The 24,532-nt window shown below is 35.0% G+C and carries 35 protein-coding genes; 2 read left to right on the top strand and 33 right to left on the bottom strand.

The window, feature by feature from the left end:
* Positions 1-318: 318 nt before the first annotated feature.
* The 8 genes from J1899_RS05630 to J1899_RS05595 all read right to left on the bottom strand — a co-directional run bounded on the left by J1899_RS05630 (position 319) and on the right by J1899_RS05595 (position 5,166).
* Entirely contained in the window at positions 319-690 is a 372-nt protein-coding gene (locus J1899_RS05630; RefSeq protein ID WP_214477999.1) for a VOC family protein, read from the bottom strand.
* A gap of 349 nt (positions 691-1,039) precedes the next feature.
* Positions 1,040-1,483, bottom strand: coding sequence for a GNAT family N-acetyltransferase (locus tag J1899_RS05625; protein ID WP_214477998.1), 444 nt, complete (start codon positions 1,481-1,483; stop codon positions 1,040-1,042).
* Between the two features lie 192 nt (positions 1,484-1,675).
* Positions 1,676-1,996, bottom strand: a complete 321-nt coding sequence (locus J1899_RS05620) for a YqfO family protein (protein ID WP_151575015.1) — start codon at positions 1,994-1,996, stop codon at positions 1,676-1,678.
* Positions 1,997-2,063: 67 nt separating this feature from the next.
* Entirely contained in the window at positions 2,064-2,615 is a 552-nt protein-coding gene (locus tag J1899_RS05615) for a short-chain dehydrogenase (protein WP_214477997.1), read from the bottom strand.
* 114 nt (positions 2,616-2,729) lie between these two features.
* Positions 2,730-3,215, bottom strand: coding sequence for a tetratricopeptide repeat protein (locus tag J1899_RS05610; protein WP_214477996.1), 486 nt, complete (start codon positions 3,213-3,215; stop codon positions 2,730-2,732).
* A gap of 31 nt (positions 3,216-3,246) precedes the next feature.
* On the bottom strand, positions 3,247-3,594 hold the full coding sequence (locus J1899_RS05605) for a hypothetical protein (RefSeq protein ID WP_214477995.1): 348 nt from the start codon (positions 3,592-3,594) through the stop codon (positions 3,247-3,249).
* 160 nt (positions 3,595-3,754) lie between these two features.
* Complete coding sequence (locus J1899_RS05600) at positions 3,755-4,300, bottom strand: hypothetical protein (protein ID WP_214477994.1); 546 nt, start codon at positions 4,298-4,300, stop codon at positions 3,755-3,757.
* Positions 4,301-4,398: 98 nt separating this feature from the next.
* A complete protein-coding gene (locus J1899_RS05595; protein ID WP_214477993.1) occupies positions 4,399-5,166 on the bottom strand; it encodes a MerR family transcriptional regulator in 768 nt (255 codons plus the stop codon).
* Between the two features lie 143 nt (positions 5,167-5,309).
* Here J1899_RS05595 and J1899_RS05590 point away from each other — a divergent pair, with 143 nt between their 5' ends.
* Positions 5,310-6,530: an MFS transporter gene (locus tag J1899_RS05590; RefSeq protein ID WP_214477992.1), complete on the top strand. Its 1,221-nt coding sequence runs from the start codon at positions 5,310-5,312 to the stop codon at positions 6,528-6,530.
* 116 nt (positions 6,531-6,646) lie between these two features.
* Here the strand turns inward: J1899_RS05590 and J1899_RS05585 are convergent, their stop codons facing one another.
* From J1899_RS05585 to J1899_RS05570, 5 genes are all read right to left on the bottom strand, one after another.
* Positions 6,647-6,877: a hypothetical protein gene (locus J1899_RS05585; protein WP_066448663.1), complete on the bottom strand. Its 231-nt coding sequence runs from the start codon at positions 6,875-6,877 to the stop codon at positions 6,647-6,649.
* A gap of 34 nt (positions 6,878-6,911) precedes the next feature.
* On the bottom strand, positions 6,912-7,034 hold the full coding sequence (locus J1899_RS22720; protein WP_281420642.1) for a hypothetical protein: 123 nt from the start codon (positions 7,032-7,034) through the stop codon (positions 6,912-6,914).
* A gap of 58 nt (positions 7,035-7,092) precedes the next feature.
* Complete coding sequence (locus tag J1899_RS05580; RefSeq protein WP_214477991.1) at positions 7,093-7,761, bottom strand: DNA alkylation repair protein; 669 nt, start codon at positions 7,759-7,761, stop codon at positions 7,093-7,095.
* A gap of 479 nt (positions 7,762-8,240) precedes the next feature.
* The gene (locus tag J1899_RS05575) at positions 8,241-9,203 is read right to left on the bottom strand and encodes a D-alanyl-D-alanine carboxypeptidase family protein (protein ID WP_214477990.1); all 963 of its coding nucleotides are present in this window, start codon (positions 9,201-9,203) and stop codon (positions 8,241-8,243) included.
* A 353-nt stretch (positions 9,204-9,556) separates the two neighbouring features.
* Positions 9,557-9,940 carry a DUF1398 family protein gene (locus tag J1899_RS05570; RefSeq protein ID WP_214477989.1) on the bottom strand — a complete coding sequence of 128 codons (384 nt, stop codon included), beginning with the start codon at positions 9,938-9,940 and terminating at the stop codon, positions 9,557-9,559.
* A 335-nt stretch (positions 9,941-10,275) separates the two neighbouring features.
* On the opposite strand from J1899_RS05570, the gene J1899_RS05565 reads away from it, so the two are divergent.
* Entirely contained in the window at positions 10,276-11,613 is a 1,338-nt protein-coding gene (locus tag J1899_RS05565; RefSeq protein WP_214477988.1) for an S-layer homology domain-containing protein, read from the top strand.
* A 415-nt stretch (positions 11,614-12,028) separates the two neighbouring features.
* Here J1899_RS05565 and J1899_RS05560 read toward each other — a convergent pair whose 3' ends face one another.
* From J1899_RS05560 to J1899_RS05475, 20 genes are all read right to left on the bottom strand, one after another.
* Entirely contained in the window at positions 12,029-12,550 is a 522-nt protein-coding gene (locus J1899_RS05560; RefSeq protein ID WP_214477987.1) for a GNAT family N-acetyltransferase, read from the bottom strand.
* A 187-nt stretch (positions 12,551-12,737) separates the two neighbouring features.
* Positions 12,738-13,244: a GrpB family protein gene (locus J1899_RS05555; protein ID WP_214477986.1), complete on the bottom strand. Its 507-nt coding sequence runs from the start codon at positions 13,242-13,244 to the stop codon at positions 12,738-12,740.
* A gap of 208 nt (positions 13,245-13,452) precedes the next feature.
* Positions 13,453-13,989, bottom strand: a complete 537-nt coding sequence (locus J1899_RS05550) for a hypothetical protein (RefSeq protein WP_246586592.1) — start codon at positions 13,987-13,989, stop codon at positions 13,453-13,455.
* Between the two features lie 188 nt (positions 13,990-14,177).
* Positions 14,178-14,315 (bottom strand): TraX family protein, encoded by a 138-nt coding sequence (locus tag J1899_RS22595; RefSeq protein ID WP_484840049.1) that lies wholly within the window; start codon positions 14,313-14,315, stop codon positions 14,178-14,180.
* Between the two features lie 366 nt (positions 14,316-14,681).
* A complete protein-coding gene (locus J1899_RS22590; protein WP_246586591.1) occupies positions 14,682-14,891 on the bottom strand; it encodes a TraX family protein in 210 nt (69 codons plus the stop codon).
* 269 nt (positions 14,892-15,160) lie between these two features.
* Positions 15,161-15,667 (bottom strand): NUDIX hydrolase, encoded by a 507-nt coding sequence (locus tag J1899_RS05540; RefSeq protein ID WP_246586590.1) that lies wholly within the window; start codon positions 15,665-15,667, stop codon positions 15,161-15,163.
* A gap of 150 nt (positions 15,668-15,817) precedes the next feature.
* On the bottom strand, positions 15,818-16,321 hold the full coding sequence (locus J1899_RS05535; protein WP_214477985.1) for a phosphoribosylanthranilate isomerase: 504 nt from the start codon (positions 16,319-16,321) through the stop codon (positions 15,818-15,820).
* A gap of 73 nt (positions 16,322-16,394) precedes the next feature.
* Positions 16,395-16,868, bottom strand: coding sequence for a GNAT family N-acetyltransferase (locus J1899_RS05530; RefSeq protein WP_214477984.1), 474 nt, complete (start codon positions 16,866-16,868; stop codon positions 16,395-16,397).
* A gap of 406 nt (positions 16,869-17,274) precedes the next feature.
* On the bottom strand, positions 17,275-17,823 hold the full coding sequence (locus J1899_RS05525; protein WP_214477983.1) for a DUF5412 family protein: 549 nt from the start codon (positions 17,821-17,823) through the stop codon (positions 17,275-17,277).
* 62 nt (positions 17,824-17,885) lie between these two features.
* Complete coding sequence (locus tag J1899_RS05520; RefSeq protein WP_214477982.1) at positions 17,886-18,170, bottom strand: hypothetical protein; 285 nt, start codon at positions 18,168-18,170, stop codon at positions 17,886-17,888.
* A 181-nt stretch (positions 18,171-18,351) separates the two neighbouring features.
* Positions 18,352-18,627: a hypothetical protein gene (locus J1899_RS05515; protein WP_066448750.1), complete on the bottom strand. Its 276-nt coding sequence runs from the start codon at positions 18,625-18,627 to the stop codon at positions 18,352-18,354.
* 164 nt (positions 18,628-18,791) lie between these two features.
* Positions 18,792-19,139: a hypothetical protein gene (locus J1899_RS05510; RefSeq protein WP_214477981.1), complete on the bottom strand. Its 348-nt coding sequence runs from the start codon at positions 19,137-19,139 to the stop codon at positions 18,792-18,794.
* Positions 19,140-19,378: 239 nt separating this feature from the next.
* On the bottom strand, positions 19,379-19,924 hold the full coding sequence (locus J1899_RS05505; protein ID WP_214477980.1) for a hypothetical protein: 546 nt from the start codon (positions 19,922-19,924) through the stop codon (positions 19,379-19,381).
* A 9-nt stretch (positions 19,925-19,933) separates the two neighbouring features.
* Entirely contained in the window at positions 19,934-20,323 is a 390-nt protein-coding gene (locus J1899_RS05500; protein ID WP_214477979.1) for a VOC family protein, read from the bottom strand.
* A gap of 60 nt (positions 20,324-20,383) precedes the next feature.
* Positions 20,384-20,662 carry an ArsR/SmtB family transcription factor gene (locus J1899_RS05495; RefSeq protein ID WP_214478765.1) on the bottom strand — a complete coding sequence of 93 codons (279 nt, stop codon included), beginning with the start codon at positions 20,660-20,662 and terminating at the stop codon, positions 20,384-20,386.
* Positions 20,663-20,937: 275 nt separating this feature from the next.
* Entirely contained in the window at positions 20,938-21,756 is an 819-nt protein-coding gene (locus J1899_RS05490; RefSeq protein ID WP_246586589.1) for a sensor histidine kinase, read from the bottom strand.
* Positions 21,710-21,889, bottom strand: coding sequence for a hypothetical protein (locus tag J1899_RS22585; RefSeq protein WP_246586588.1), 180 nt, complete (start codon positions 21,887-21,889; stop codon positions 21,710-21,712). The genes J1899_RS05490 and J1899_RS22585 overlap by 47 nt, the downstream gene beginning before the upstream one ends.
* Entirely contained in the window at positions 21,867-22,616 is a 750-nt protein-coding gene (locus J1899_RS05485; protein WP_214477977.1) for an ABC transporter permease, read from the bottom strand. The genes J1899_RS22585 and J1899_RS05485 overlap by 23 nt, the downstream gene beginning before the upstream one ends.
* On the bottom strand, positions 22,609-23,526 hold the full coding sequence (locus J1899_RS05480) for an ATP-binding cassette domain-containing protein (protein ID WP_214477976.1): 918 nt from the start codon (positions 23,524-23,526) through the stop codon (positions 22,609-22,611). The genes J1899_RS05485 and J1899_RS05480 overlap by 8 nt, the downstream gene beginning before the upstream one ends.
* A gap of 248 nt (positions 23,527-23,774) precedes the next feature.
* Entirely contained in the window at positions 23,775-24,455 is a 681-nt protein-coding gene (locus J1899_RS05475) for a response regulator transcription factor (protein WP_214477975.1), read from the bottom strand.
* Between the last annotated feature and the right edge of the window lie 77 nt (positions 24,456-24,532).

Below are 24,532 nucleotides of genomic sequence, written 5' to 3'. Positions count from 1 at the left end.
TTTTGTGAAAAAGAAGAAGCTGCCTAATTGTGGCTGGATCTAAAATGAAACGTTTATCATATGGATGTAAACTCAATACTTTTTAGTTATAAGCCCAGATTATCTTATTCATTTTCACCGATAAAGCTGAAAAATTGGACTAAATTTCTTTATACTAATGACTTTATAAGTATCAATGTACATCACTCCATTAGCTGGCCAACGGCATAAACAACATCATTTATCATGATAAAAAGAGAAAAAGCCGCCTGTTTTGGCAGCTGATGAAGAATAAAAGCACTAGTTCATGTAATAAAGGTAATTTATTAAGTTATAATTTTACCAGTGTACTTGAAGTTTATTGCCGTTTGGGTCATAAAAGTGGAAAAAGGCATGACCGTTATCCTCTTGTATCTCGTCGACCTTAACTTGATGATCAATTAAGTGCTGATGAAATTTAACTAATTCAGGACTTGTAAAACCAATGCTAAATTCTTGTTCATTATCAATTGTAAAATGTGCAAATGTTTCATCTTTGGTAGGAACTAAGATCAGTAAAAAAGGGCCTTCATTTACTTTCAATATTACGCGCTCCTCGGTATTGTTTAATACCTGAAGCCTTAGTACATCTCTATACCATTGTGCAGACAGGTCTAAATCTTTTACTGGAATTCTAATATAATGTACTTGATCAATAAATGATTTACTCATATCATACTCTCCTTTATTTAATCCGGTATATGAGATATTCCCTTACTATATACCTTTTTCCTTCCAATTTTTGAATTAACTTGCCTAGTTTGTTAACTATTAGACAAAATAAAAAGCGCTCATCCTTCCGACTTAAGAACTTTATGAACAGTTTTCTCGATTCAATTCATTCACGCACAAACCTAAGTATTAAGTAAAAAAGAAGCAGCACCCTTCGCAGCTTCTACTTAATAGTCTAAAACTAAATAGAATTGCAATGTCTAGTCATTTTCTGATGCAATATTGTTAGCTGCACTTAAAAACAAGGACACAATGGCCAAGGCAACCTTTTAACAACTTTATAACCGTGTTATCTTTGTAAAAGCATATCGACGTGAGGAATATTATCCTCTAAATATGTTTCGGATATAGTCTTAAAACCAAAAGAATTATAGAATTTTCTTAAATAGTCTTGAGCTTGGATTTTAACATTTGTTTCTTTTAATTCGTTTTGGATAAAGTCGAGGCTATTCTTTAGAAGTTCCTCTGCAATTCCTTGTCCCCTGTATTCTTTCTTAACAAAGACTCTTCCAATTGAAGCTTCTTGATAGGAAACTCCCGCAGGTAAAATCCTTGAATATGCGATGATTTCTCCATTATCTTCTTTAAAAAAATGATATGAGTAAGGATCTTTACCGTCGACTTCTAGGTAAGGACAATTTTGTTCCACCACAAAAACCAAAGTTCTTTCTTTTAAAATATTGTATAGTTCAATATTTGTTAACTCGTCAAATGCCTTTAATTTCCATCCCATCCAAATACACCTCTTGTTCTTTTTACAATCGAAAATAAACTTTATAGGATCAATAATTTCTTTTGCTTCCCTTACTAACTAATTCCGATCAATTTCTACCTTTCCCCTCACTCTTTGGATAAGTTTAAAATAATTTCCCATCCACCAGGATCAGTCGATTCCTTTAAATTATGCCGGTAACATAGTCACTTATTAGGTTAGTATTGGTATTATATTTATTATAGGTTCTTCATAAGGATGAATACTTCTAATTAGCATTTCTGCTTCTTTGATTCTCTCAAATAAACATCTAAATTCCATTTTACACTCTGTTCCAGAAGAAACCTCTCCTTTTGTTCCGTTAAAAGGATTGGCCTCTTCTAATGGTCTCCAATACCCCTTTACAAAAGAATATGACACTACATTATCATAAGCGCCAACTTTTAGAACACCTATATTATTTAGCTCATTTCTTACCTTTTCAATGTACTCTTCTGGCAAAAGTACTTCTACTTTCACGTATTGAAACTCCATGTTAATTCCTCAATTCATATTTTTAATCGCTAACAAAAAACTGTTCCTCATTCGTTTTATCAAATCGTCAATTTGGACGATTTCCCCAAGGCTCAACCTGCCCAACAATAAGCACTTGCTTTTTCTTCTTAATGTTTTCAATTACGCCCTCAGAAATTTCCCTATGCGTTAACCATCTTGACTGAGAACCTGCCGTTTTAAAACCTAATTGAACTTGATAATATGCAATACTGGAAGGTGCAGCAAGCTTCTTTTTTATTTCTTCTAAATTTGAACGACTGCCTAGTATATGAAATAACTCCCAAGAATTGCTTTCTTTTGAAACCTCACTAATAATACTTTGAAGAGCATTTTCCGCAATTGAATGGATCCATGCCACGACAATATTTATCTCTCCATTTTGCTTGATTGTTACTTTTAGTTTCTCTATTAATTTATCATTATTCCTATAATCAACTAATAGCGGGGTTACTTGGCTGCTCGAACTGGCCTCTTTTTGAAGCTGCTTCATTTTTTCAGCGTCTCTCGCAATGATCGACACATGATAACCGTTATCTATTAACCAAAGTGAAACTCCTGATAACATACCAGTCCCACCAATAACTAATGCATGCTTCACTTGTATTTCCTCCATTCTGGGGACAGGTTCCTTAGTTAAAAAGAATAGTAGATACCTTTAATGATGATTTAATTCAAATAACAGCATATTGAATTAAATTGCATCACTCACCAGCTATTCCCATACCTCATCTAATTTGTCCGCATAAAATTCTATGGCTTTTTTATAACCTAGTATTTCTTCGTCATTTGTTGTATGGATCAGTACTTTCAGTAATAGCACCATTGCCTGATCATGCTGTGATAAATTGTATAAAGTTATCGCATAAAATACTTGAATCGCTTTGTTATTTGGGAATAAACCTATACCTTTTTCAAATGCCTTCTCGGATTTCTGATATTCTCCTAATGTCCTATATGTACTTCCTAATTTTACTATTGCTCCTTCTAATTCTTCAGAAGCTAGCCCTAGCCTGATTGCGTTTTCGTAAAAGGAAACTGCTCTAGGTTCTTCTCCTAATAAATCATAGCTCCAAGCACAATGATAGTTAATGGATGCATTATTAGGAAACTGGCTGACCAGCTGAATTAGTAGTTCATTGGATTCTTCCAGATTACCTCTCTTTCGCAACTGAATAGCCTTTTCAAAATCTGCTCTCACAGCAATCCGCTCCCATCCTTGTTTTTACAGATTATCGGCTTAGAAATAAAATTACCATATAGCCTGTAAAAATAAATAAAAAGATAACACCAAACACTCTTATTTGAAAGTATAACGTCCATTGAAAAGCACTGCGCTGGCTATTATTATGCAGGTCCTTTGCTGCATTTATATTAGTATATAAAAATCCTAAAGAGAGCAATAACGAAGAAATGAATGGAAATAGAATAGGAGAAAAATATGGTATCCTGGTAATCGAATAAAATAAAGGAAACCCTAACCAAAATGGATAGGTAAAGATACTAATAACCATGATCGCCAGAAGTAAAAAAATATCTTTTCTGACTGCTTTCATATATATTGAAAATACTTGATTCATAGGTATCCCCCTTACCTTTGCATTTGTAAACATCCCACTTATCCAAATTATAACATTTTTATTCTGGGAGTTATCAGAACAAGGTCCCCAACTCCATTCAGTTACACACAAACCTAATTTATATGTAAAAAGAAGAAGCCGCCTCCACAGCAGCTTCTCGTTAATACTCAATAGTATTAGCAATGTCCATTAACATTTCAGGTGTAACTATATCAGTTATCCGGTTATTAATACTAAGCATATACTGCCAATTCCCTTTTTCAAAAACAAAAATATTTGAACCTCTTTCTATGATATAAACGGCCTTTTGCCCATCTTTCAAAGTATAGGTTTTCTGATTGCCTCTATCTCTTAATATAATTTTGTTATTCACATGACGTATATCCAGTGAGTAATGATTTTCTGGTATTTTTACATTTGTAAACGTTAGATCTAAAGAATCATTTAAGTCGCCATCTAAGTCACTAAATCTCCCCAGATAATGAGTGAAGGCAATTGGTGGTATTTTAAGAGGCAATTTTAAATTTTGTTTAAAATGCTGTTCAAACTCCTTAATTGCTTCATCAGGGGTTTTATATCCAATATCGGCAAAGAACTTTTCGTCAGATTGAGCATCATCAATCTCATTTGCATGTACTTTCTCGGTACTGCTTAAAATTAGCAGGAAACTCAGTGCCAGCAATATATGAGAAGCATTTCTATTCATCCGGATCATCCTTGGTTTCATATTAATGATATTTTATCCATATAAAAAACAGTTTATTCATCGTCACTAACTAAATAGTTCAACAGTTTCGCCCTTTTTTATCCCTCCTCTTTCTTATCTTTCTTTTCCTCATAATAAGCCTTCATTTCTTTATAAATATAATTAGCAATATCTTCAGGGAAATAATTATTAAATTCGTGGAAATGCTCGGTGAGAAATGTATCGTCATCCGTCATATTTAAGAAGGTTGCAGTGCCAGGAAATAAACCATCCATTTCAGTTAGAATTTCTTGTACTTTCTTTTTGCTTTTAGAATCCTTAAACTGGATGGAGTTTTTTATGGCCTGCAGCAAGTTCCATATTTCCCTATCCATCTTTTTCTTGATTTCAGGATCTTTGAGTAGATTCAATTGCTGAATGAGCTGCTCGTCCTCGTTAAAATGTTTTTCAAATGATTGAATTTGTGCTTTTTCCCGCCTAAATAAATCGAGCATGATAAAAGCGAACTCATCTAGATCTTCATCAGAAATGTCTTCAATATTGTAAAGTCGTTCCATTCTTGTGATTACGTCAAGAATTTCAGTCAATTCCTCCTGTTTTTTTAAAATTAATTGCTTTTGCATCAGCAGAAGCTCCCGATTCTTCAATCTCTCATTCTTCATTTGTTCCTTAATTTCACTTAAAGATAATCCAAGATGTTTATATATATTAATTTGCTGGAATTGTTCCCACTCAGCTGCTGTATATATTTTATTTCCATTGTCATTGTATTTTTTCGGGCAAAGCAAACCAATTTTATCGTAGTACCGTAAAGTTCTGACTGTTGTTCCTGCCATTTTTGCAAATGGGCCGATAGTTACTTCCATGCAGATCCCTCCCCTATCTTCATTTTAACCTGTTACGTAACGTCACATGCAAAGTGCAAACTTTTTGGTAAAAAACGCTTGCTTGCGACATAACGTCACCATCTAAGATTGGTTACATATTCAATTTGAGAGGAAGATGTTAGATGGAACAGCAGCAATCACTTTTCCGTAATCGCCCTTTTATATTTCTATTTATTGGCGCTTTTTTGGCGATCATCGGTTTTAGCATGTTTTTTATGACAACGACTTGGTTTGTCATTTCGGATTTAGGTTCTGCCAGCTCGTTGGGCATTATACTTATTGCCACTACTGTGCCACGCATTTTAATGATGGCATTTGGCGGAGTTCTCGCAGATAAATTCAAGAAGACAACGATTATGTTTAGTACGAGCTCCATTCAAGGGGTTCTGCTCGTTATCCTATTCCTACTGAACCATGTTGGTCAATTAACCTTTATGTATCTAGTCATTCTTGGATTCCTGTTTGGAACATTGGATGCTTTTTCTGGACCAGCTGGAACATCATTAATTCCAAAGCTAGTGCATCAAAGCCAGATCAAACAGGCAAATGCCATTATTCAGGGTCTGGGTCAGGCTGGGTTTGTAGTTGGGCCGATTATATCTGGAAGTATCATGGAGTTCGGCGGCGTAACAATTGGGTATTTAGTGTCCGCTATTGTTGTTCTTTTGTCAGCCTTCTTTATGTTTCCTCCTTTCTTAAAAGAAGGTCCAGTAGACAATACAATTAAACAAACGCCGCTTAAAGATATGATCGAGGGATTTTCCTATGTGAAAGAGAATAAATTTTTGATTACGGGAATTCTGGTCTTAATTACTTTAAACTTCTTTGCCTTCGGGGCGATATCGATTGCCATTCCTATTTTAGTAGAAACGTATGGAGGGTCACCGATTAATCTTAGTTACATTGAGACCGCTTTAGCGATAGGGATGCTTGTAAGTACTGTCATCATTGGAATCGTAAAAATACGACATAGAGGATTAACATCAATGATTGGATTAGTTGCCACATTAATCACAGCTATCGCATTTAGCCAGATTCCTAATTTATATGTTTTGACTGCATTAGCGTTCTTAATTGGCTTCACTATGACTTTTGTTTCGATCCCATTTTTCACCTCAGCACAGGAGGATACAGATCCCCGGATCATGGGAAGAGTTATGAGCATCGTCTTTCTGGCAATGAATGGCTTCGATCCTCTTGCATATGCAAGTGTGACCTTGCTTGTGTCCAAAGGTATTGATATTCAGCACGTTATTTTGTCCTTTTCTACTGTTGGGCTGCTGATCGCTCTGATCATTTTATGGAAAGGGAAAACATTTAGACAATATAAGTCTGCTTATTAATCTAGTAACTTACAGAAGTATGGCAAGAAAGACCACTTTTAATTTGAAAGTGGTCTTTTCTGTTAGTCACTATTTGTATGGCCTTTTGTTTAAATAGGTTAAATCTAGTTAATTCCCTACAGTATGTTATTAATGACAAACATCCCTAAAAGCCAGCCCACAATCCCGCTTAAACCTCCAAAAATAATGAGAGCCGAACCTCCCTGGTAATCTCGCTTTAATACAACTCCGAGTGCTATAGGGATAAATAAAAACACAGGCGGCATTAAATTTAACATTAATAATGCCACCGTTAACCACCCAATTGTCAGGAGTATTCCTTTGCCGCTTTTTTGTTTCTCTTCCATTATGCTGATCCCCCTAAATCCAACAATACTTTGTCTATTTGTTGTTTAATAAATTTATAATTTCTTTATTTTGGTCAATCACCTTTCTTAGCTTCCCCTCAATGGATAAACCAGTAATTGCTATTACAATGATCCCTGCCGTTATAACCAGCATCATATCGATTTCTCCACACCCTTTTACTTTCCAGTTTATGTAGATAATATTTTAAGGGCAACTAATTATTTTGCCGTTTGTTCGCTTCAATGGCAATGAATTCGGGCAAATAGCTTGGTGTACATCCTTTTGCTACTTTTTCACCTTTATATAGACCTGTTTTCTCACCAAGTGTAATGCAGCGCGCACGTTGCTTTTCATCATAAACGCCGATCCAGCCTGCGGTGAAATTCATAGCCCATTGAACTTCCGGTTCTTCCTGGGCAATATTAGCTTCTAATGCAGATAACAAGTATTCGGTATTATCAGGCGGTGTTTGTCCAGTCCATCTTAATCGAGCTTGATAGTACCAGAAAGTTCGCCTTTGGAGCGCAGAAGAACTATTCTCCCATGAATCTATTAAAGCAATTGTCTTCTTGTCTTTGCTGAGCTGATTAGCCATTAACCAATCCATTAGGTTGTTTCGCTCATCAAAGGTGTGGGTCTGCATATCCTGATCAAGCTTATTTAGCACGTCTTGTGATAGAAGTTTTTTGTCCATTATTAAAATAGCTAATAGCCTGGGCAAATACGCTTCCGTTGACCAAAGCTCCATAGCTAGTTCATGATCTTTTTTAATGTCCTTTGCGATTTTTCGTAAATCGCCTAGCTTCGTTTTACTATGGATCTGAGCTAGAATGTTTTCTGCTTTTGAAGAGATTTTTATTTCTGTACCTTTATTTTCATTCATTTTTTGTCACTCCTTTGCTATAAAATTTTATCCTAGTTTATAAATAATTCATTCAGTTAACTTCAATTATATTCATAAGAATCCCTGCTTTTTTCCTATTCATTTGATCTTTAAAATTATTAGAACAGGAGAATAATTTTATGCAGGTATAAAAAGAGGTAAGACAATACTTAAATAACCACCTTAAACACGAACATTCAGAGTTCTGTTGAATTTTAAAACAAAGACCGTTCCATTGCGCTGCGGACCCTCGCTTTCCGCGGGGAGCAAGCTGAGCCTCCTCGTCACTCCGTTCCTGCGGGGTCTCACCCTTTGCTCTACAGCCCGCAGGAGTCGAAGGCCCTCCGCTCCATTTCACTTATGAAAATAAAATATATTTTATAATTATAAATAAAAAAACCGAATGATTAGAAAGATCACTTTCCTAACCATTCGGCTCAATAAGAGTGTTAAATACTTATATCAAAGCCTCTTTTGCTTTAAATTTGTTGATATGATAACAAGCTTTCATATACAAGAATAGCATCCATTATATGGTATGGCGGGGTTTTATTTGACCCTTCCGCTCCAGCAGTTATTAAAATATACTCGACATCATTGATAATTGCGTAACTAGCAAGACATAAGCCTGCTCCACTTGTGTAACCAGTTTTGCCTCCTTCTATCTGTATAGATGAATCAATCGTTTGATCGGACAACATTTGAAACATCGTACTATGCATGGTAATTCCTTCTGTTCTTAAACTAGTACTTGCAGTAGAGTGACGTTCACTTGTAAAGATCTCTTTAAAAGTATGATTCTGTAATGCCTCTTTTAGTAGAATAGCTATGTCTTCTGCTGTAGAGTAATGATTTGCTTGGTCGTTACCTGTTACATTTGAAAAAGATGTATGATTCATATTTAAAGTTTTTGCTTTTTCATTCATTCGTTTAACAAAGTTATCTTCAGAACCCGCTAAGTGTTGAGCTAATGCAAGAGCGGAATCTGCACCTGATGGCAGCATGACTCCATAAAGCAAATCAATTGCACGCACAGATTCATTTGGTAAAAAACCAGCGACAGAAAGATTCTCTTCATACAATTTTGAAAACATTTCCTGAGAAACTTTCACGGGTACATGTATTTCCTCAAGCTGTTCAATTGCTACAAGTGTTGTCATGATCTTTGTTAATGAAGCGATGGAAATCTCTTCTTGAGGCTGTTTCTGATAAAGGACCTTATTTTGGTCTAACCTTAGTAAATATACATTTTCACTAGCTATATTTTCTTCTAATTCTCTTTCATGTAATAATCTATTATTTTTATCTACAACTTTTTCAACCCCAATTAATTCTTTATCAGAGTGTTCGATTAGTTGAATTGATTCTAATCGAAAAGCAGGATTGATAAGTAAAAATAACACAATTAGCCCTGTAATGCTTACAATGATTTTTTTGGTCATACTATTAATTACTCTCCTCTCTAATACTAGTAAACCACTATAACAAAGGGCTTTTATTAATATTTACTGTATAAATTCTTACTTTTTTCTTACATTTTAAGAAAGGCTTAATTGCAAGTAAGCTTAATATCAAATCTTATCTCCTTAATTTCATCGGTTCATTTATATAAATTTTCTTCAACCTGACGTGCAACCCAGTAATCAATCACTACTTTTGCAGCAGCAAGCGGTAGAAGTGCATTTTATTCACAAACTAAACTTGCTTCCACAAAAAAAGAGTTGCCTCAGCAACCCGTCATTTTAACCATAATTATTTATTGAAATTCTTTTACGTACTTGTTTTGAAAATCAATTTAAATTCTAAGCTGTTCTTCAATTACTTCTCCCTCTATACCAAAATATTTGATTTTCCTCTCGGGTATGTACACACGATAAGTTATTATTCCAGCGTCAGCAATTTCTTTTAAGAAATCTAAAAAAGGAAGAGAGATATTTGCGATTGCCTCCAATACCTTATTTCGATTAAATTGATCAGAGATAGCCAGGTCTACTTGAGAGTCTGTTTTAAACTCCGAATGGACTCCTTTATAGGTGGCTTGACCAGTTGAAACATCTATTTCGTATTCATTTATGCCTCTTTGGGACAATTCTTGTAAGAACTGAGAAAAACTTAAATCCCCACTACTCCTTTTGCGGATAATCTCTTGAAACTCGCCTTCTGTTATATTGTCATTCACACAAATACCTCCAAATAGAATTAATCTTTACTTTAAAGCTTGTATCCAGATAAAACCTTTTAATAAAACGGATTTCGCATTATATTCTTTCTTATTAATATCCGATGTATGCATTACTGCCCACCCATGTTCTAATGTCCCGTTTAAGATTGCCTAAATGATGATTTATTATTGCATGATTCACTGTTCTTTTTATGACGTACTAGTAGCGCTAATACGAGAGGACAGATGGCTATATTTATTGTTTGGAGTAATTGGATTTCTTTTACCATATTAATAGATTATCTAGTTTATTCAATATATAATTGGTATATATGGAAAATAAGGAGGATGTTATGAAAAAGCTAGCTGTATGGATTGTAGCAATTTTGTTGGTGTTTTCAGGATTTGCAGGCAGCGTTAGTGCAAATGGATTTAAAGATTTGAAAACAGGCCATAGATTTTACAATGAGATTATGTATTTAGTGGACAAAGGCATTGTGAGTGGCTACACAGATCAAACCTTTAGATATGACGCTCCAGTAACTCGTGCACAGGCTGCAGTGATGTTGGGAAGAGCAAAAGGATTTGATGGCACTCCTTCCGATACGAAATTTTCAGATGTAAAGAAAGGGAATTTTGGAAGCGGTTATATAAATGATGCAGTAGAAGCAGGGATCATATTAGGATATCCAGATGGTACATTTCGTCCAAACCAGACTGTAACTAGAGGACAAATGGCCATATTTATTGCCAGAGCTTTCGACTTGAAGGAAGAAGCACAAACAGACTTTTTAGATGTGAAACCAGGAATGAAAGCCTATTCCTCCGCCAAAAAGATCATAGATGCAGGAATTACAACAGGTTACCCTAACAATACATTTAGACCAGACAAGACGCTTAGAAGATCGGATTTCTCAGCCTTTTTAGCTAGAGCCTTAAATGAAGAATTTCAGGAACATAGAAAAATGACTGTTTATTTTGTCAGTGGTGGAGATACTGACTATGCGGTGATTAGAAAACCGAATAATAATCTAATTCTAATAGATAGTGGAGGAATAAATTCCACACTATTGGAAGATGTAAACAACCTGAATTTTGGAACAGGTAAAATTGATTTAATCGTATCCACTACACCTCAAGAGGATCATATTGCAGGATTAAATTCTGTATTGAAAGCATACAAAGGTGATATTGGGAAGGTTATCCATAGCGGAATGCCAGATCAAAATGCTGCTAATAAAGAGTTTCTATCGTTAATAGAACAGTATGATATTCCAGTTCAAGTAGCAGAAGAAGGAAAGACTTTAATAAAAGAAGACCAATTTTCCCTTCAGGCATTAAATGCTTACGATGAGGGCGAAAGCATTGAAGAAGGTGCAATGGCTCTAAAGATGACATATAGAGACTTTGACACTGTATTCACTGGCGAAATAAATGGAGCCGCCGAACAAAAATTACTGGAGAATCACAATGTCGAGGCAGAAATACTGCAAATAGCCAATCACCGGGACAGTTCAGCAAATTCACAAGCATTTATTGATGCGGTTGGTCCAGACATTACCTTTATTAACGATGAACAAGGCATTGACCCATACCCTGAACTGCTCGAAAGATTAAGAAATGCAGACTCAGACATATATCATGGTGTATTAAGCATAGTCACAGATGGAGAGACATATCAGGAGTACTAGGAAAACATATTTTAGCCAGAAACATGTCTTAAAATAAATATTGAATAAAAAACGGACTCGGGGACATGCTGGGTTCGTTTTTTGTTGTATAGGGTTTTCGGAGCGTTTTGGGCCGTTCGGGCCGTTCGGGCCGTTCGGGGCGTTCGGGCCGTTCGGGGCGTTCGGGCCGTTCGGGGCGTTCGGGCCGTTCGGGGCGTTCGGGCCGTTCGGGGCGTTCGGGGCGTCACAGTGACGCCCCGAAACTCCCCGAAAGAACTCGGATTCTGTCGAAAATAGAGCTGTGAAAAAATTCATCTCAATCTCCCGCCTTATTCGACTAACCTTGCCCCTTTTATTACATAAGAAAAGCCACCTAAATTGGCAGCTGATTTTGAATATAGCACCCGTTTGCACATTAAAATTACTAAGTCTATTACTACAGATCGGAAGGTAACATTCCATATACAATACTATCTGTCCATTCATTTTTATTCCAAAAATCTTGTATGAAATGAGCTTCCTTTCTCATGCCTATTCGTTCACACAATTTTTGTGAAGCTGTATTCCTTGCATCAAGGTTAGCTTGTATACGATGCACATTAAATTCATCAAATAATTTATAGACCAAACTACTTACTGCTTCTGTTGCCAAGCCTCTCCCAGCTACTTCATTTGAAAAACTATAACCAATCTCAACAGTGTCTTTCATATCTGTATACCATACGGATAAATCACCAACAACTTTAGTCTTGTATACAACTGCCAAACTTAACATTGATTCTTTAGTGAGTACATAGTTTGCTAACTTCTTATTAAATCTTTTCTCCATATCTTCATGAGTCCACTTATTATGTAATAGAAACCTACATGTATCATCATTATTATAAATAGCAAATACATCCTGTAAATCAGTACTCTTAAAAGGTCTAATTATTAATCTTTCAGTTGATAATTCCAAGTTAGCTCTCCTCCCTTTCATTCATCTGCAAAACATTCATTTGAAAGTATTTAAACCTCCTTCTTAGATTTTACCTTGATTTTACATTCACCGGATATAAAATCTTTCTTTCACTATTCTGCCCCTTTAGCGACATATGAAAAAGGCTTCCTCAGGAAAGCACCCGTTACTTTAATAAGAATTACCCTTAAATTTGTTCTAAGATTGATTTAACAAATTGAGTTTTTTCCTCTGCGTATTTGTGCTTATTATTATTATTCAGTTCTGATAGTTTATATTTAAGTTCTTCATATTCAATTCTTGCTTTATCGTTATTTCTCAAATAATCTCTGAATTTCAACTGTTCCTGTAAAAATTTGTTTCCACTTTGGTACATATGGATTTGGTGAGTACTTGGTTCACCTTTACTAAAATAGTGTCTGTCAGGTAAAATGTTTGTCCCTTTATATGAGTAACCTATCTTTTCTAAGGGAGAAACACAATTCTCACCTACACTAAAATCATTGATTTCCACTGCAATATCAATAATTGGTTTTGCACTTAGTTTCTTTACAGCCGTACTACCAATATGGTGAATTTCTACAATGTAGTCACCAACTTCATTTAAAATTTTTTCTTTCTCTGATAAAAATTCCTTATTCCATTCTTCAGTCCATTGAACTAAGAAGACCTCTCCTTTTGGCAATCCTAACATCGTATTCCTCCTTTAAACGTTATTACCGTTTTTTAGACATTGGAATATCATACCATATTTAAAGAGTCTTGTTGCACTAACCTGCCTCTTTTCTACCATAAGCAAAGTTTCACTTATTACAGGAATGCTGCTCCGTTAGTGACATAAGAAAAGCCACCCAATCTGGCAGCTGATCTTTAATATAAGCACCCGTTAGTGAAATACCCCTTTAATTTTTTAATTCTGCATTCCTATTCCACTTATCAACAATCTCTCCATTTTGGTCATATCCCACAGCGTTTTCAATTTCAGAAAAAAACACTTCTACATCTATTGTTAAAAAAGATGGAAATTCCGTTATAAAGGTATTATTCTTTGCACTAATTTCTTGTATTTCTCCATTTTTATAATGAATTTCAAATCTTTCTATCTCATGTTCATCTGTTGTTATAGCACCATGAATAATATTTCCTATACCTTCAAAATGGTTAGCTGAAACTAAAAAAGGTAAACCACTTTCCGATTCAAAAGTCATACCAACACTTTGTTCATTGTTATATTTGTATTTTCCATTCTCAAATTCATAAACTCCTAAAATATGCTGTGTTTGGTCTAAGTAATAAACTAATTGATTATTTTCATCGTGGTTAATAACCTTTATAGGTGTTTTCCATTGACTTTGAACAGCTTCTTCAAGACTTGGATAACTTGTATTACAACCAGATAGAATAGCTAAAACAGCAACAAATAATAAAAATAACCTCATAAGTCTCACTCTCCATAATATAAATGACTAATACTTAGTAATTTACAGGTTATTGTGCTAAACACCCCCATTTGTTCTATAAGAACATTCGTTTGATCTAGCAGATGATCTTCAATATAGCACCAATTTCGTATAAGAATTCATAAAAAAAGCGTTAATCCTACTTGGTTCAACGCACCTTTTGTTTATTATTGATTTAATATTCTAATACCGATTAGGTAAAGTACGATTATATGTATAGGATAGAAGAAATAGAAAAAACATTTTAATCCTATACCTTTTTTCTCGTTATAACGTAACATAAATGGTAATGCTGCAATCATTATCCACTGGGTAATCTGAGAAAGGGAAAAAAGTAGTTGAAATAGGACCTGGGGTTCCTCCCCACCTTCCAGTTCCTTTGAAAAGGAACAAGCAAAGATAGTATAACTGATAATAAGTTGCCACTTATTCTTTGTTAAAAATATAATTCCCCCAATTAAGACAAAGAAGATACCCCCTGCAACAAAAATTATATTGCCGAATACTGAGCCGTAAAATGGATATAAAAAAGAAGGATTATCTCCCAGTATTTCACCTTTTTATTTTCGAGTAAAAATAGGGTACAAGCTACCATAAATAGAGTTGAAAAGAAGTTATTTTTTATATCAGCACCAGTATAACTATAAACATTATTTAAAAATAAATTAATGCTAGCCATTAGAACTCCTGCAACGTACAAACGTATTAAATACTTTTTTATCCGTTGTTTGTTTATATCCTATGGCGACACAAAATAAAAATATAGGTGCTGCTATTCTACCAATCCATCCAAAAAACTCAGGCATATTAGGGATAAATTGAGCTGTATGGTCAATGAACATTGCGATTAAAGCAAATACTTTTAGTACAGTAGTAGTCATAACGTTTTTCTCATTTCAATTAAATTAAGTTCTTAAAGATAAATACTGTTAAACTATACCATGAAAATCTAATTTGTTTGTTCAATAAACCTGCCCATTTTCTACCATAAGCAAAGTTTCACTTATTACAGGAATGCTGCTCCGTTTGTTACATAAGAAAATCCGCCTGAATTGGCAGCTGATCTTGAAGAATCGCACCCGTTTGTTTAAGTACATTAATTCACAAACTTATATTTTCTAATAATAAAAAAGCGACTTTATCAGAAGAATTACATTTCCCAATCCTCTAAAAGTCCCCAAGTAATTGTAGGATTTCCTTTTAAAGACCTCATTGAACCTACATACACATTTTCAGTAGTTTTGCCTATTTCCTTGTAGTGGTTAACTATTTCAATAGTAGTAGCTGAGACATTTTGGCTTGAAATTTCGTTATAGCCTACCCAGGTTAATGAACCTTCATCACTCTCAGATAAGGTATTAATTCTTGATACATTTCCAAAGAAAACATATTGTAATCGAATCTCTTGATTTTCCTTTATTCTATGTACGATATATCTAAGTCTTAGATTTTCTATGAATTCCCTCTTCAATCCAGTTTCTTCCTCAATTTCTCGTAAACAAGCCTTTAGAGGTTCATTTATTTCATTGCCTTCAATATGTCCGCCTATTGGAACTAAAAAACCTGCAAAGAAAGTGTCTTTTTGCTTTTTTTGAAGAAATAAAACTTCTAGTTTCTCACTAAAAAGAAAAGCAACTGCCATTTGTCTAAGTTTCAAATTTGCAACCTCCTTTAATCACTAATACATATTCTATTTTTAATTTCACAATCCTTCTTCCACTAACCTGCTCCGATAGCACCATAAGAAAAAGGCTTCCCTTTTATTTAAGGAAAACACCTGTTAGCACAATTAGACTTAATAAAATTTCTAGTTAGCATATATCATACTTTTTAAGAAATCTATCTTTCTAAGATCTTTATTATTATTGTTATCTGCTCGATAACTGTCCTTGGATGAGGATTCGTATACACTTAAATATTGGTTCGGATTTAATAAATAATACTTTACATCTCCGATTTGATGTATTTCTAAATCTTTGAGCGGTACTCCTGCGAAACTTGGCAAAGTATCAATGATACCAAACTCAACTGATAACCCCTCTTTCGTGAACTCATGTTCATGTAAATCAACTAAGCTATATTCCATCAAATTCATAATGTTTACAATATCATTCCAGTTATGTATATTTAATTCGGGCGGAACTTCCCAACCTCTTTGATCACCAGGCACATGAATATCTAAGTCTTCAGCATCCCAGCTCTTTCCTGTAATGACTTCTAAACCAACCGAACCCATTAGCAAGGGAATAATATTAATATCATTTAGCTTTTTTGCAATTTTAATAAACTCATCAAACTTATGTTTATCCATTTGCCCCTCCATTTTTTCTTTATTTCACCATGCTTCCTCAACTCTACTGCTCCGATATTTTAATTGATAACTACTACATGTTATTAATAGTTTTCATCATATTTATTCCCGCTATTTCAAAACCCAGTTCCTCATATAACTTCCTAGCACCTTCATTGCTTCCAAAAACATGCAGCTTAAAGTATAAGACTCCTTCACGTGCTAACCAATCTTCTATGTTCTTCATCACCCAAGTTCCGTAACCTTTTCCTCTATATTTTTCAAAAATAATGATTTCATAAAGGAATGCACTTTTCTTTTCTTTATCAACTTTGATCCAAACAAATCCAATCAACTTGTCATCTTCACTTATATTGAATAGATAATGATTAGAGGTTTTTAATCCTTCTGGAAGTAAATTATTTAGCAATTTTCGAGATTGTAACAATGGTTCCTCACTGCTTACCTCATGTACATTTTCCGATAAAACATTGCTATATCTCTCAATCTTATTTTCGAAATAATTCTTAAAATCACCTTCTGACATTCTCTTTAAAACAATGTTCATTTTACTCCCCCCTATAATGAATGGATTAAAAAAATATTCCATTAACACAATTTTCAGCTGAACAATGCATTTGTTATGAATACTGCCCAGTAAAGAATACTCATAATGAAAAAGGCAACTCCAAATGTCACTATACTTTTTGGTAATTTACCATAAAACATTATTAATCCTAATCCAAAAAGTATGTGTATGAAAGCAAGAAGAATAAGACTCATCCACTTCACCTATAACCAAATTATACCATTTTAACATATTAAGATAATCATTTTTTTAAACAGTACCTTTCAATCAATAAAAAAAATGCTGCATCGGTCAGCAGCACTTAGAAGAATTTCTTATATAATTCACGTCTTAATTGTCCGCTTCGATAAGCTTTGGCAGCTGATCTGAATATAGAATTATGATATTACTTTTGATAGCAAGTTTCATATTGGTCTTTCATTAACAAACTTTTACATGCCAAACCATTTTCGTGATAAATTTCTTTACCTATTTCTAACTTAATACTTCTATTTGAATTAGGGAAATCAGGCTCGTCATTTAGAATATACAACGTATCTTCATCCAACCATTCCATAGAAAAGTTACTTTTTGCATCACCATAGTAAATAGTTTTAGCTTTATTTTTCTCATTATTGTTTTTGATTTCGACCCATACGTTAACACCGCCTGCTGCGCCACCATACGGTTCATAATAAGCATTAGCTGTATATTCTTCAGTGGGTGATGTTATTGGTCCAGGTCCAAATTGAAGGTTTTCTCTATCAATTGCGCTAAATGTAAAAAAATACGATTCATATAAGTAAATTAAAGAAACCAAAATAACGCTAGAAAGTGTTGCAATCAGTAGTTTTTTTGGAAAAGGTTTCTTTTTAATGAAAGAGAATAGTATCCTTGCACATAAGTGTAATAATAATACAGCGGTAACTAAAAGTGCTAATAAAGCAAATAACATAAAATTTTTAATCTCCCTGTTTTTCTTCTATTAATAACTCAATAACAGAGTAGTTTACAAAATTATTTCTTACTTCTTAATTCTAAAAGCATTGGTGCTATATTCAGTAAAATAGAAACAGCTGTCAAAAACCATAATCCCCTTTCCATACCAGGTACTACATCCAACAATGCTGCCCAATCTTCCACTTTTACCCACCGAGATACAAGACTGTATTCCGCACAGAGTGTTAATGCTGTAAGTGATAATCCCAGCGCCATAGCAAGCTTATAGTCCTTTCCAGCTTTATACATAAAAAGATTTACTAAAGTTGCTATTATAGCCATAACGCCTAATATTACCCACATAGCTAACCTCCATATATTTTTATTTTAGTCATGTGATCATACCAATTCACTTCATCCTAATTTTTGGTATTATTTTATTAGACGTTAATCTTTCTAATCTTGTTTCAAAATTTCTAAGAAAAGTTCTCCTTGTCTGTAATTCTGCCTAAATTATAGTGAATATCTTTAGTCAGTCATATCTTCATGCAACCCATTTTTTATATTTACTAATCTCTAGGATTATAAAGTTAATCCAGCTAATGATTGGAATCGCAATTACCAAGACAACATGCACGTATCCAAACATTTTTGCTTCCTCATCTGTTATGTATAACAACCATGTTGCTGTCGCTAAAATTAGTGTATTTATAATAAATGCTGACAACCTGCTTTTCCATTTACTTTTTGTCTTTTTTAATATTAAAACCGACACAATAGTTGAAACGATAAAAGAAAATGACAAGATGACAATATCCAATTCTAAGACACCCTTATATTTTATTTGTTTAAGCGATCTTACTTTATGGAAAAATAATTAGTTTAGCTGAATGTACTGGAGAAAACGTTAGTAATGTAATTCTGAGTAGAGATCATCCTTTTTGAACAAACGCAATAAACTCGAGGAAAACCAATTCCTACATTTTATCTTTGTTTATAATTAAAACCTAAGTGGGAATTATGTTCCTTCATTTTAATGAAAAATAAAACACAATATACAAGTAAGTATAGATTCCCTACTACGGTGTAAATTGACCACATCGCCCCTTGTTGAAGTTGAGCAACTAAGTGTTCAAGCTCATTGACCCCCTCCGCTCTTCCTATACTATTAACTGTACTAATTATTGGAATAGTAATCGCAAGGCAAATGGTCATAATCGATAAGGCAAACATTCTTTTTCGACTAGCATTTAAAATTCCCACTCCTATTGTTAGAAATAAAAATAAATAGTAAATTACCCACAACCAACTAGGCAGTGTTTCCCAATACATTTGATCACCTCTATAAGATATGAATTTATGTCTTAACGGATGGAAAAAACCTCATTACCGTTGACTTCAGTTCTTCATTTTTTCGATGTGAAATTTCCGTTTATAATTTATTTCCAATATAAGTTCTCCTTTTAATTACCAATTCCTTCTAATTCATCCTGTTGGTTTTAAAAAGAATAATATTTTTAATGAAAAATAAAAAGCTGAAGACGCTCACGTCTTCAGCTAAATTCGTAACTCTACTTCCATATATCCTTATACTTTTTATTGTACTTTTTGTCTTCTACTGTATCAATTAAATCCATAGCGGTTTGTTTGATTGTCTCGTCATTAAAATGTTCATATAGGTTTTTCATGTTTTGAAGGATATCATTACGAATTAACGTGTAATTCTTTTCGTCAGTTCCATTTTTAAAACGGTCAACCATATATGTCATAACCATTTCTTTTTGAGGAAAACCTGCAATTCCCACCTTCCAAATCGACTGGAGGCTATGTCTAGCTGTTACGAACTTTTCATCTTTTGTTACTTCCCACAGCTTAGGGAAATCCTGCATCATTTTCATCTCTGGATCGCTTTTAGCCAGATTGGCCAGATATTGTGCTGCACGCGAGCGTTGATGCGGATCTTTATGAGTCAGATCCTCTATTAATTGATTCCATACATCATACGCCCAATCCACTACTTGATCAGTTGCCTTTAAAATGTTCTGATATGCTTCATAACGCTCATCTTTATCGCCTGATTTAGATTTTTCAAACTCCAGCTTCATCTGACTATCCATTTTCACACCCTAATCTTGCTGTATAATCTGTATAAGGTTGCCGCAAGTATCATCGAAGACAGCTATTTGGATATCGCCCATTTTTGTAGGCTCCATCGTAAACCGCACGCCTTTTCCCACTAGTCGGCTATACTCTTTTTGAATATCTGCAACTCCGAACATGGTTACTGGTATGCCATCGTCCATCAATTTCTGCTGATATTCTTTTGCTGCTGGATGTACATTCGGTTCGAGTAAAAGCTCAGTTGCTTCTTCTTTATCTGAAGAAACAAGAGTGATCCACCTATGTGCTCCTGATGGAACGTCATGCTTTTTCATAAATCCTAATGTTTCCGTATAAAATTTTAATGCCTTGTCCTGGTTTTCTACAAATATACTGGTAATAATGATGTTTAACATTTTGAATCCTCCCTTAGTAATTACACTGTAAAGTCTTAAACAATAATCATTAGTTAAAACTTATTCTACCCAGCCTTTCAGCAAATCTTTTAGTGGTTCCCTGTTAAAAATAAGCACTCGAAATTTTCCATTTCGCTTTGACATGACAAGCCCAGCCGCTTCCAATGCAGAAAGGTGTTTTGCTATCGCCTGTCGTGTAATGGTAAGGTTGTGCTTCATAATAAGCCGTGCGGTAAGATCATACAAAGTCAATTCGTCTCGCTCAGAAAGCTCGTTTAGTATAACTCGCCTAGTCGGATCACTTAGTGCTTTAAATATAGCGTCTTTATCCCAATTCATAGATGTATTATATGCAACTTCATGGTTGCTCGTCAAGTAGAGGCAACTAAAAAGTTGCGTAACAACAAATTGATAAAAACGGTTGCCCATAAAACCACGGAATTTAGTGCATAAGAAAGTGAGAAGCCCCGTTAAAAATATACTAGGATAAAATACCATTTACAGAAATATACACCTGCCCAAAATAAAACAGCTGTCTCATCGGCAGCTGCATTTGTCCAATCTTTTATCAATTTTGGGTCAAGGAACCTGTCCCCTTAACCCATTTAACCCACCTAAACCCATTTCTTAAAGTACACCGAAAGAATAAATTCACTTCCCTGAACATCGGCAGCCACTTTCCCGCCTTGCTGTTCAGCAAGTTCCTGAACAATATGCAATCCCAACCCAAGGTGGGTGCCGGTTCTGCTTTGGTCTAACCGAAATGTTCGTTTAAAGATCATTTCAAGTTCGGCAGTATTCATTGTCTCCACGTCATTTACTGCCTTTAGCACAACGTAATCTCCGTCCTCCGTTAATGTAATGGTAAAATGACTCTTGGCATAGGTTAATGCATTATGAATGATGTTGGTGATCATACGAACGGTCGCTTTTTCGTCAGCCAGAATTGGAGAGACAGCGGCTTCTTTTATATCTACCTTTAATTGTTTCTTCTCAAAGTCATCATAAAACAACAGCATGGTATCCACGAGTGATTGGTCCAGAAATTGCTTTTCTATGTGCAGCTTTTTGTCTGATGAATGCAGCTGTGATAGTTCATAGAATAAATCCACAATCAAGGTGAGATTATCAATTTTCTTCTGAATAATGGTTAAGAAATCCTTTCTCTCCTCTTCAGATAAAGACGGGTCTGTTAATAACTCTGAAAACCCCTTGATTGATGTAATAGGTGTTCGCAGATCATGGGAGATGTTGGTGATTTCTTGTCTTAGTTCCAATTCTCTTCTTTCGACTGACTGTTGATTCTGTTTATAAAGATGAATAAGCTGGTTGATTTTCGCAGCAAATTTCGCCAGGTTTTTATTATGAGTATTCGTACGGACTAATTCATTTGTCCCGAAATGTTCGTTGATATCCTCTAATTGCCTCGTCATCCTTCTGACATCCCAATGGAAAAGCAGAAGCATGACGACCGCAGCAATCAGCAGGAATACCAAGATGCTTATAATCAGCCAGCTGCTCACATTCATTCATCCCTTCATCATCAATCGATGTTTTGTTTTGCAAACATTCTTGCTCCAATCAGTAATGCAGCCAGTGATATCATCAAGCCGACAATCCAATACTGAATACCTAATTGAGGTGTACCATTCACGAAGCTCATTAAATTATCATTCAGCAGTGTATCTGGTGCGTATTTATATACCTCGTCTAAGGCTGCAAACGGACGAAGCAGAAAGCGCAGCAAATCCCCTAATATTGCAAAAATCACTAACATTACGATAATGATATAAACGTCTCCTACCTTAAGCATTTTCAGCGCATGTCCCAGGAAAAATCCACTGAGCACGATTGGAATCATATTGACACTCACTATTAGAAAGTTTCTCATTGCTTCAGGTTCATGAGTCAATAGGGTGTCACCCAAAAGAAGCATTAAACACATACCAATCACACATACCAAAAGAAAATACCCTAGAGTAAGAATCAGCTTTGACCAAAAAATGATACTGCGGGAAATCCCAAACGAAATTGATTGCTTAATTAGGGATCGATCTTTCCCAGTAAGAGCCATATTATAAAGCAAACCAATAATGATAATAACTAGTCCTGCTGCCGTAACATTTGAATAGAAGAATCGATCTGTTGCATAAGGGAAATTTGCTTCATTCTCACCAAAAAAATAAAGGACAGCAGCAGCAAAGGCAATCAGCAGATAACAAAGTATGCTCGTTAAATGAAGACCTTTTTTGCGCAGCAAACGGTAATATTCACTTTTCATATAATTAACCATGCTGATCACCTCCTACTAACCCTAAGAAGTATTCCTCGAGATCCAGTGTTTTGATGCTGAACTGCTTCACCATTACGCCATTTTCAACTAACAAGCGATTAAGTTTTCCACTGTTCTCCACATGATTTTGAATCGCAATTTCGTGATCAGGAAGGACTTTTAATTGAATGTCAGCATAGGCCCGCTCCAATAATTGGACTGCTTTAGCTGAATCATCTACTGTGATCAGAATTTGCTTTTTACTCTTCTCTTCAAGCAGTACTTTGCTTAAATCTTCAACAATAACCCCATTTTTGATAAAAACAAAACGGTTTGCCAGCAGATTCAATTCGGTTAAAATATGACTGGAAATAAGGATCGTTATTTGATTTTCCTGATTCAGCTTTTTCAATAATTGGCGTATTTCCATAATCCCTTCAACATCCAAACCATTGATCGGTTCATCAAGCACTAAACAATCTGGATTACCTAAAAGACAAAGAGCTATGCCTAAGCGCTGCTTCATGCCCATAGAATAGTCACTAAATCTTTTTTTCTTTTCCTGCTTTAAACCAACAATCTCCAAAACTTCATAAACACGCTTTTTGTCCACGATTCCTCTTTGAATCCGAAAATACTCCAGGTTTTGCAATGCCGTAAAGTCCGGGAAGAATGCTGGTGTTTCTACCATAAAAGCAATTCTTCTTTTCGCTTTTTCCAGCTCTCTGCCCGATTTTCCAAACAAATGAATCTCACCGGACGACGGCATTTGCTGACCAGCCAGAATTTTAAAAAACGTCGATTTACCTGCCCCGTTTTTTCCAATCAGGGCACAAATCTCACCTTTTTTTAATGTGAAATCCAGAGGCTTAAGGACGGTTTCATTTTTAAATTTTTTCATTAATTGATACGTCTGTATAACAGCATCCATCTTTTTGACTCCTTTGCTAAATGTTCTACTTTCAGTTTAGCGTAGAAATCTTTAAAAACCTTTAAGCAAAACATAAAGAAATCATAAAGAAAAGCGGAAGGCGCTCGCCTAGGGACAAGCTTAAGACTATCCGGCATAAAGGTTGGCCTTTAACCTTTATTTAGGACAGATTGGCTTAAGACCTCGAGTGCCTAGGGCCTGGAGCTAGACATAAAGAAATGTGGAAGGCGCTTTTTCAGTCTTCCAAGTCAAACGAACATGAATCCAACTCCCCAAACGGTTTTAATATATTCTGCATCTGTCACTTCCGCTATTTTCTTGCGCAGATTCGAAACGTGAACGCTGACAGTATTATCGTCGCCATAGTAGGTCCCTTTCCAGATGCTTTCGTAAATCTCTTTTTTGGAAAGAGCACGCTCTGGATTATTCACGAAAAATGTTAAAAGATCAAATTCAGCATTCGTAAGCTGCATTTCCTTTTCATTTAATGTTACCAATCTTTTTTCTGTATGAATTTTAAGCTCGCGCCAGTCCATTTCCGCTGATTTCTGCGGATAAAATCCAGCCTTTCTTAATTGAACCTCAATTCGAGCCATCACTTCATCCTGATTAAATGGCTTCGTTATGTAATCATCTGCACCCATTTTCAAGACTTTCACTTTATTCTCAACATCAACTTTTGCAGAAATGATGATAATCGGAATGGAATTCTCCCCTCTGATCTCCGTTAACAGCTCCTCGCCGCTTTTGCCTGGCAGCATCAAATCGAGCAATATTAAATCAAAGGAATTATTCTGCAGCTGCAGCAGTCCCTCTGTTCCAGAGTACGCCGCAACCGGCACCATTTGTGATTTTTTCAAAATCACACTCAGGAGCCTGCTGATCTCCTGATCGTCTTCAATTATTAAGATTCTTTTGCCTGCGTTCATTTGATCACGCCTTTTTGGATAGCTTTTATATGTAACTTCTTTGAGTTTAACTATTTTGTGTTATTTAGAGAAAAGTA

The organism is Cytobacillus gottheilii, assembly GCF_018582665.1.
GTDB classification, from domain to species: domain Bacteria; phylum Bacillota; class Bacilli; order Bacillales; family Cytobacillaceae; genus Cytobacillus; species Cytobacillus gottheilii.
Note: the sequence above shows the minus strand (reverse complement) of the source record. Positions and strands in the feature narration are given on the sequence as shown.

Bases quoted from the DNA above. Each gene is read 5' to 3' on its own strand.
- J1899_RS05630 (WP_214477999.1), bottom strand. From the start codon at position 690: ATGAGTAAATCATTTATTGATCAAGTACATTATATTAGAATTCCAGTA.
- J1899_RS05625 (WP_214477998.1), bottom strand. From the start codon at position 1,483: ATGGGATGGAAATTAAAGGCATTTGACGAGTTAACAAATATTGAACTA.
- J1899_RS05620 (WP_151575015.1), bottom strand. From the start codon at position 1,996: ATGGAGTTTCAATACGTGAAAGTAGAAGTACTTTTGCCAGAAGAGTAC.
- J1899_RS05605 (WP_214477995.1), bottom strand. From the start codon at position 3,594: ATGAATCAAGTATTTTCAATATATATGAAAGCAGTCAGAAAAGATATT.
- J1899_RS05600 (WP_214477994.1), bottom strand. From the start codon at position 4,300: ATGAATAGAAATGCTTCTCATATATTGCTGGCACTGAGTTTCCTGCTA.
- J1899_RS05595 (WP_214477993.1), bottom strand. From the start codon at position 5,166: ATGGAAGTAACTATCGGCCCATTTGCAAAAATGGCAGGAACAACAGTC.
- J1899_RS05590 (WP_214477992.1), top strand. From the start codon at position 5,310: ATGGAACAGCAGCAATCACTTTTCCGTAATCGCCCTTTTATATTTCTA.
- J1899_RS05585 (WP_066448663.1), bottom strand. From the start codon at position 6,877: ATGGAAGAGAAACAAAAAAGCGGCAAAGGAATACTCCTGACAATTGGG.
- J1899_RS22720 (WP_281420642.1), bottom strand. From the start codon at position 7,034: ATGATGCTGGTTATAACGGCAGGGATCATTGTAATAGCAATTACTGGT.
- J1899_RS05580 (WP_214477991.1), bottom strand. From the start codon at position 7,761: ATGAATGAAAATAAAGGTACAGAAATAAAAATCTCTTCAAAAGCAGAA.
- J1899_RS05575 (WP_214477990.1), bottom strand. From the start codon at position 9,203: ATGACCAAAAAAATCATTGTAAGCATTACAGGGCTAATTGTGTTATTT.
- J1899_RS05565 (WP_214477988.1), top strand. From the start codon at position 10,276: ATGAAAAAGCTAGCTGTATGGATTGTAGCAATTTTGTTGGTGTTTTCA.
- J1899_RS05555 (WP_214477986.1), bottom strand. From the start codon at position 13,244: ATGTTAGGATTGCCAAAAGGAGAGGTCTTCTTAGTTCAATGGACTGAA.
- J1899_RS05550 (WP_246586592.1), bottom strand. From the start codon at position 13,989: ATGAGGTTATTTTTATTATTTGTTGCTGTTTTAGCTATTCTATCTGGT.
- J1899_RS22590 (WP_246586591.1), bottom strand. From the start codon at position 14,891: ATGACTACTACTGTACTAAAAGTATTTGCTTTAATCGCAATGTTCATT.
- J1899_RS05535 (WP_214477985.1), bottom strand. From the start codon at position 16,321: ATGGATAAACATAAGTTTGATGAGTTTATTAAAATTGCAAAAAAGCTA.
- J1899_RS05530 (WP_214477984.1), bottom strand. From the start codon at position 16,868: ATGAACATTGTTTTAAAGAGAATGTCAGAAGGTGATTTTAAGAATTAT.
- J1899_RS05525 (WP_214477983.1), bottom strand. From the start codon at position 17,823: ATGTTATTTGCTTTATTAGCACTTTTAGTTACCGCTGTATTATTATTA.
- J1899_RS05520 (WP_214477982.1), bottom strand. From the start codon at position 18,170: ATGTGGGTAATATTAGGCGTTATGGCTATAATAGCAACTTTAGTAAAT.
- J1899_RS05510 (WP_214477981.1), bottom strand. From the start codon at position 19,139: ATGTATTGGGAAACACTGCCTAGTTGGTTGTGGGTAATTTACTATTTA.
- J1899_RS05505 (WP_214477980.1), bottom strand. From the start codon at position 19,924: ATGGATAGTCAGATGAAGCTGGAGTTTGAAAAATCTAAATCAGGCGAT.
- J1899_RS05500 (WP_214477979.1), bottom strand. From the start codon at position 20,323: ATGTTAAACATCATTATTACCAGTATATTTGTAGAAAACCAGGACAAG.
- J1899_RS05495 (WP_214478765.1), bottom strand. From the start codon at position 20,662: ATGAATTGGGATAAAGACGCTATATTTAAAGCACTAAGTGATCCGACT.
- J1899_RS05490 (WP_246586589.1), bottom strand. From the start codon at position 21,756: ATGACGAGGCAATTAGAGGATATCAACGAACATTTCGGGACAAATGAA.
- J1899_RS05485 (WP_214477977.1), bottom strand. From the start codon at position 22,616: ATGGTTAATTATATGAAAAGTGAATATTACCGTTTGCTGCGCAAAAAA.
- J1899_RS05480 (WP_214477976.1), bottom strand. From the start codon at position 23,526: ATGGATGCTGTTATACAGACGTATCAATTAATGAAAAAATTTAAAAAT.
- J1899_RS05475 (WP_214477975.1), bottom strand. From the start codon at position 24,455: ATGAACGCAGGCAAAAGAATCTTAATAATTGAAGACGATCAGGAGATC.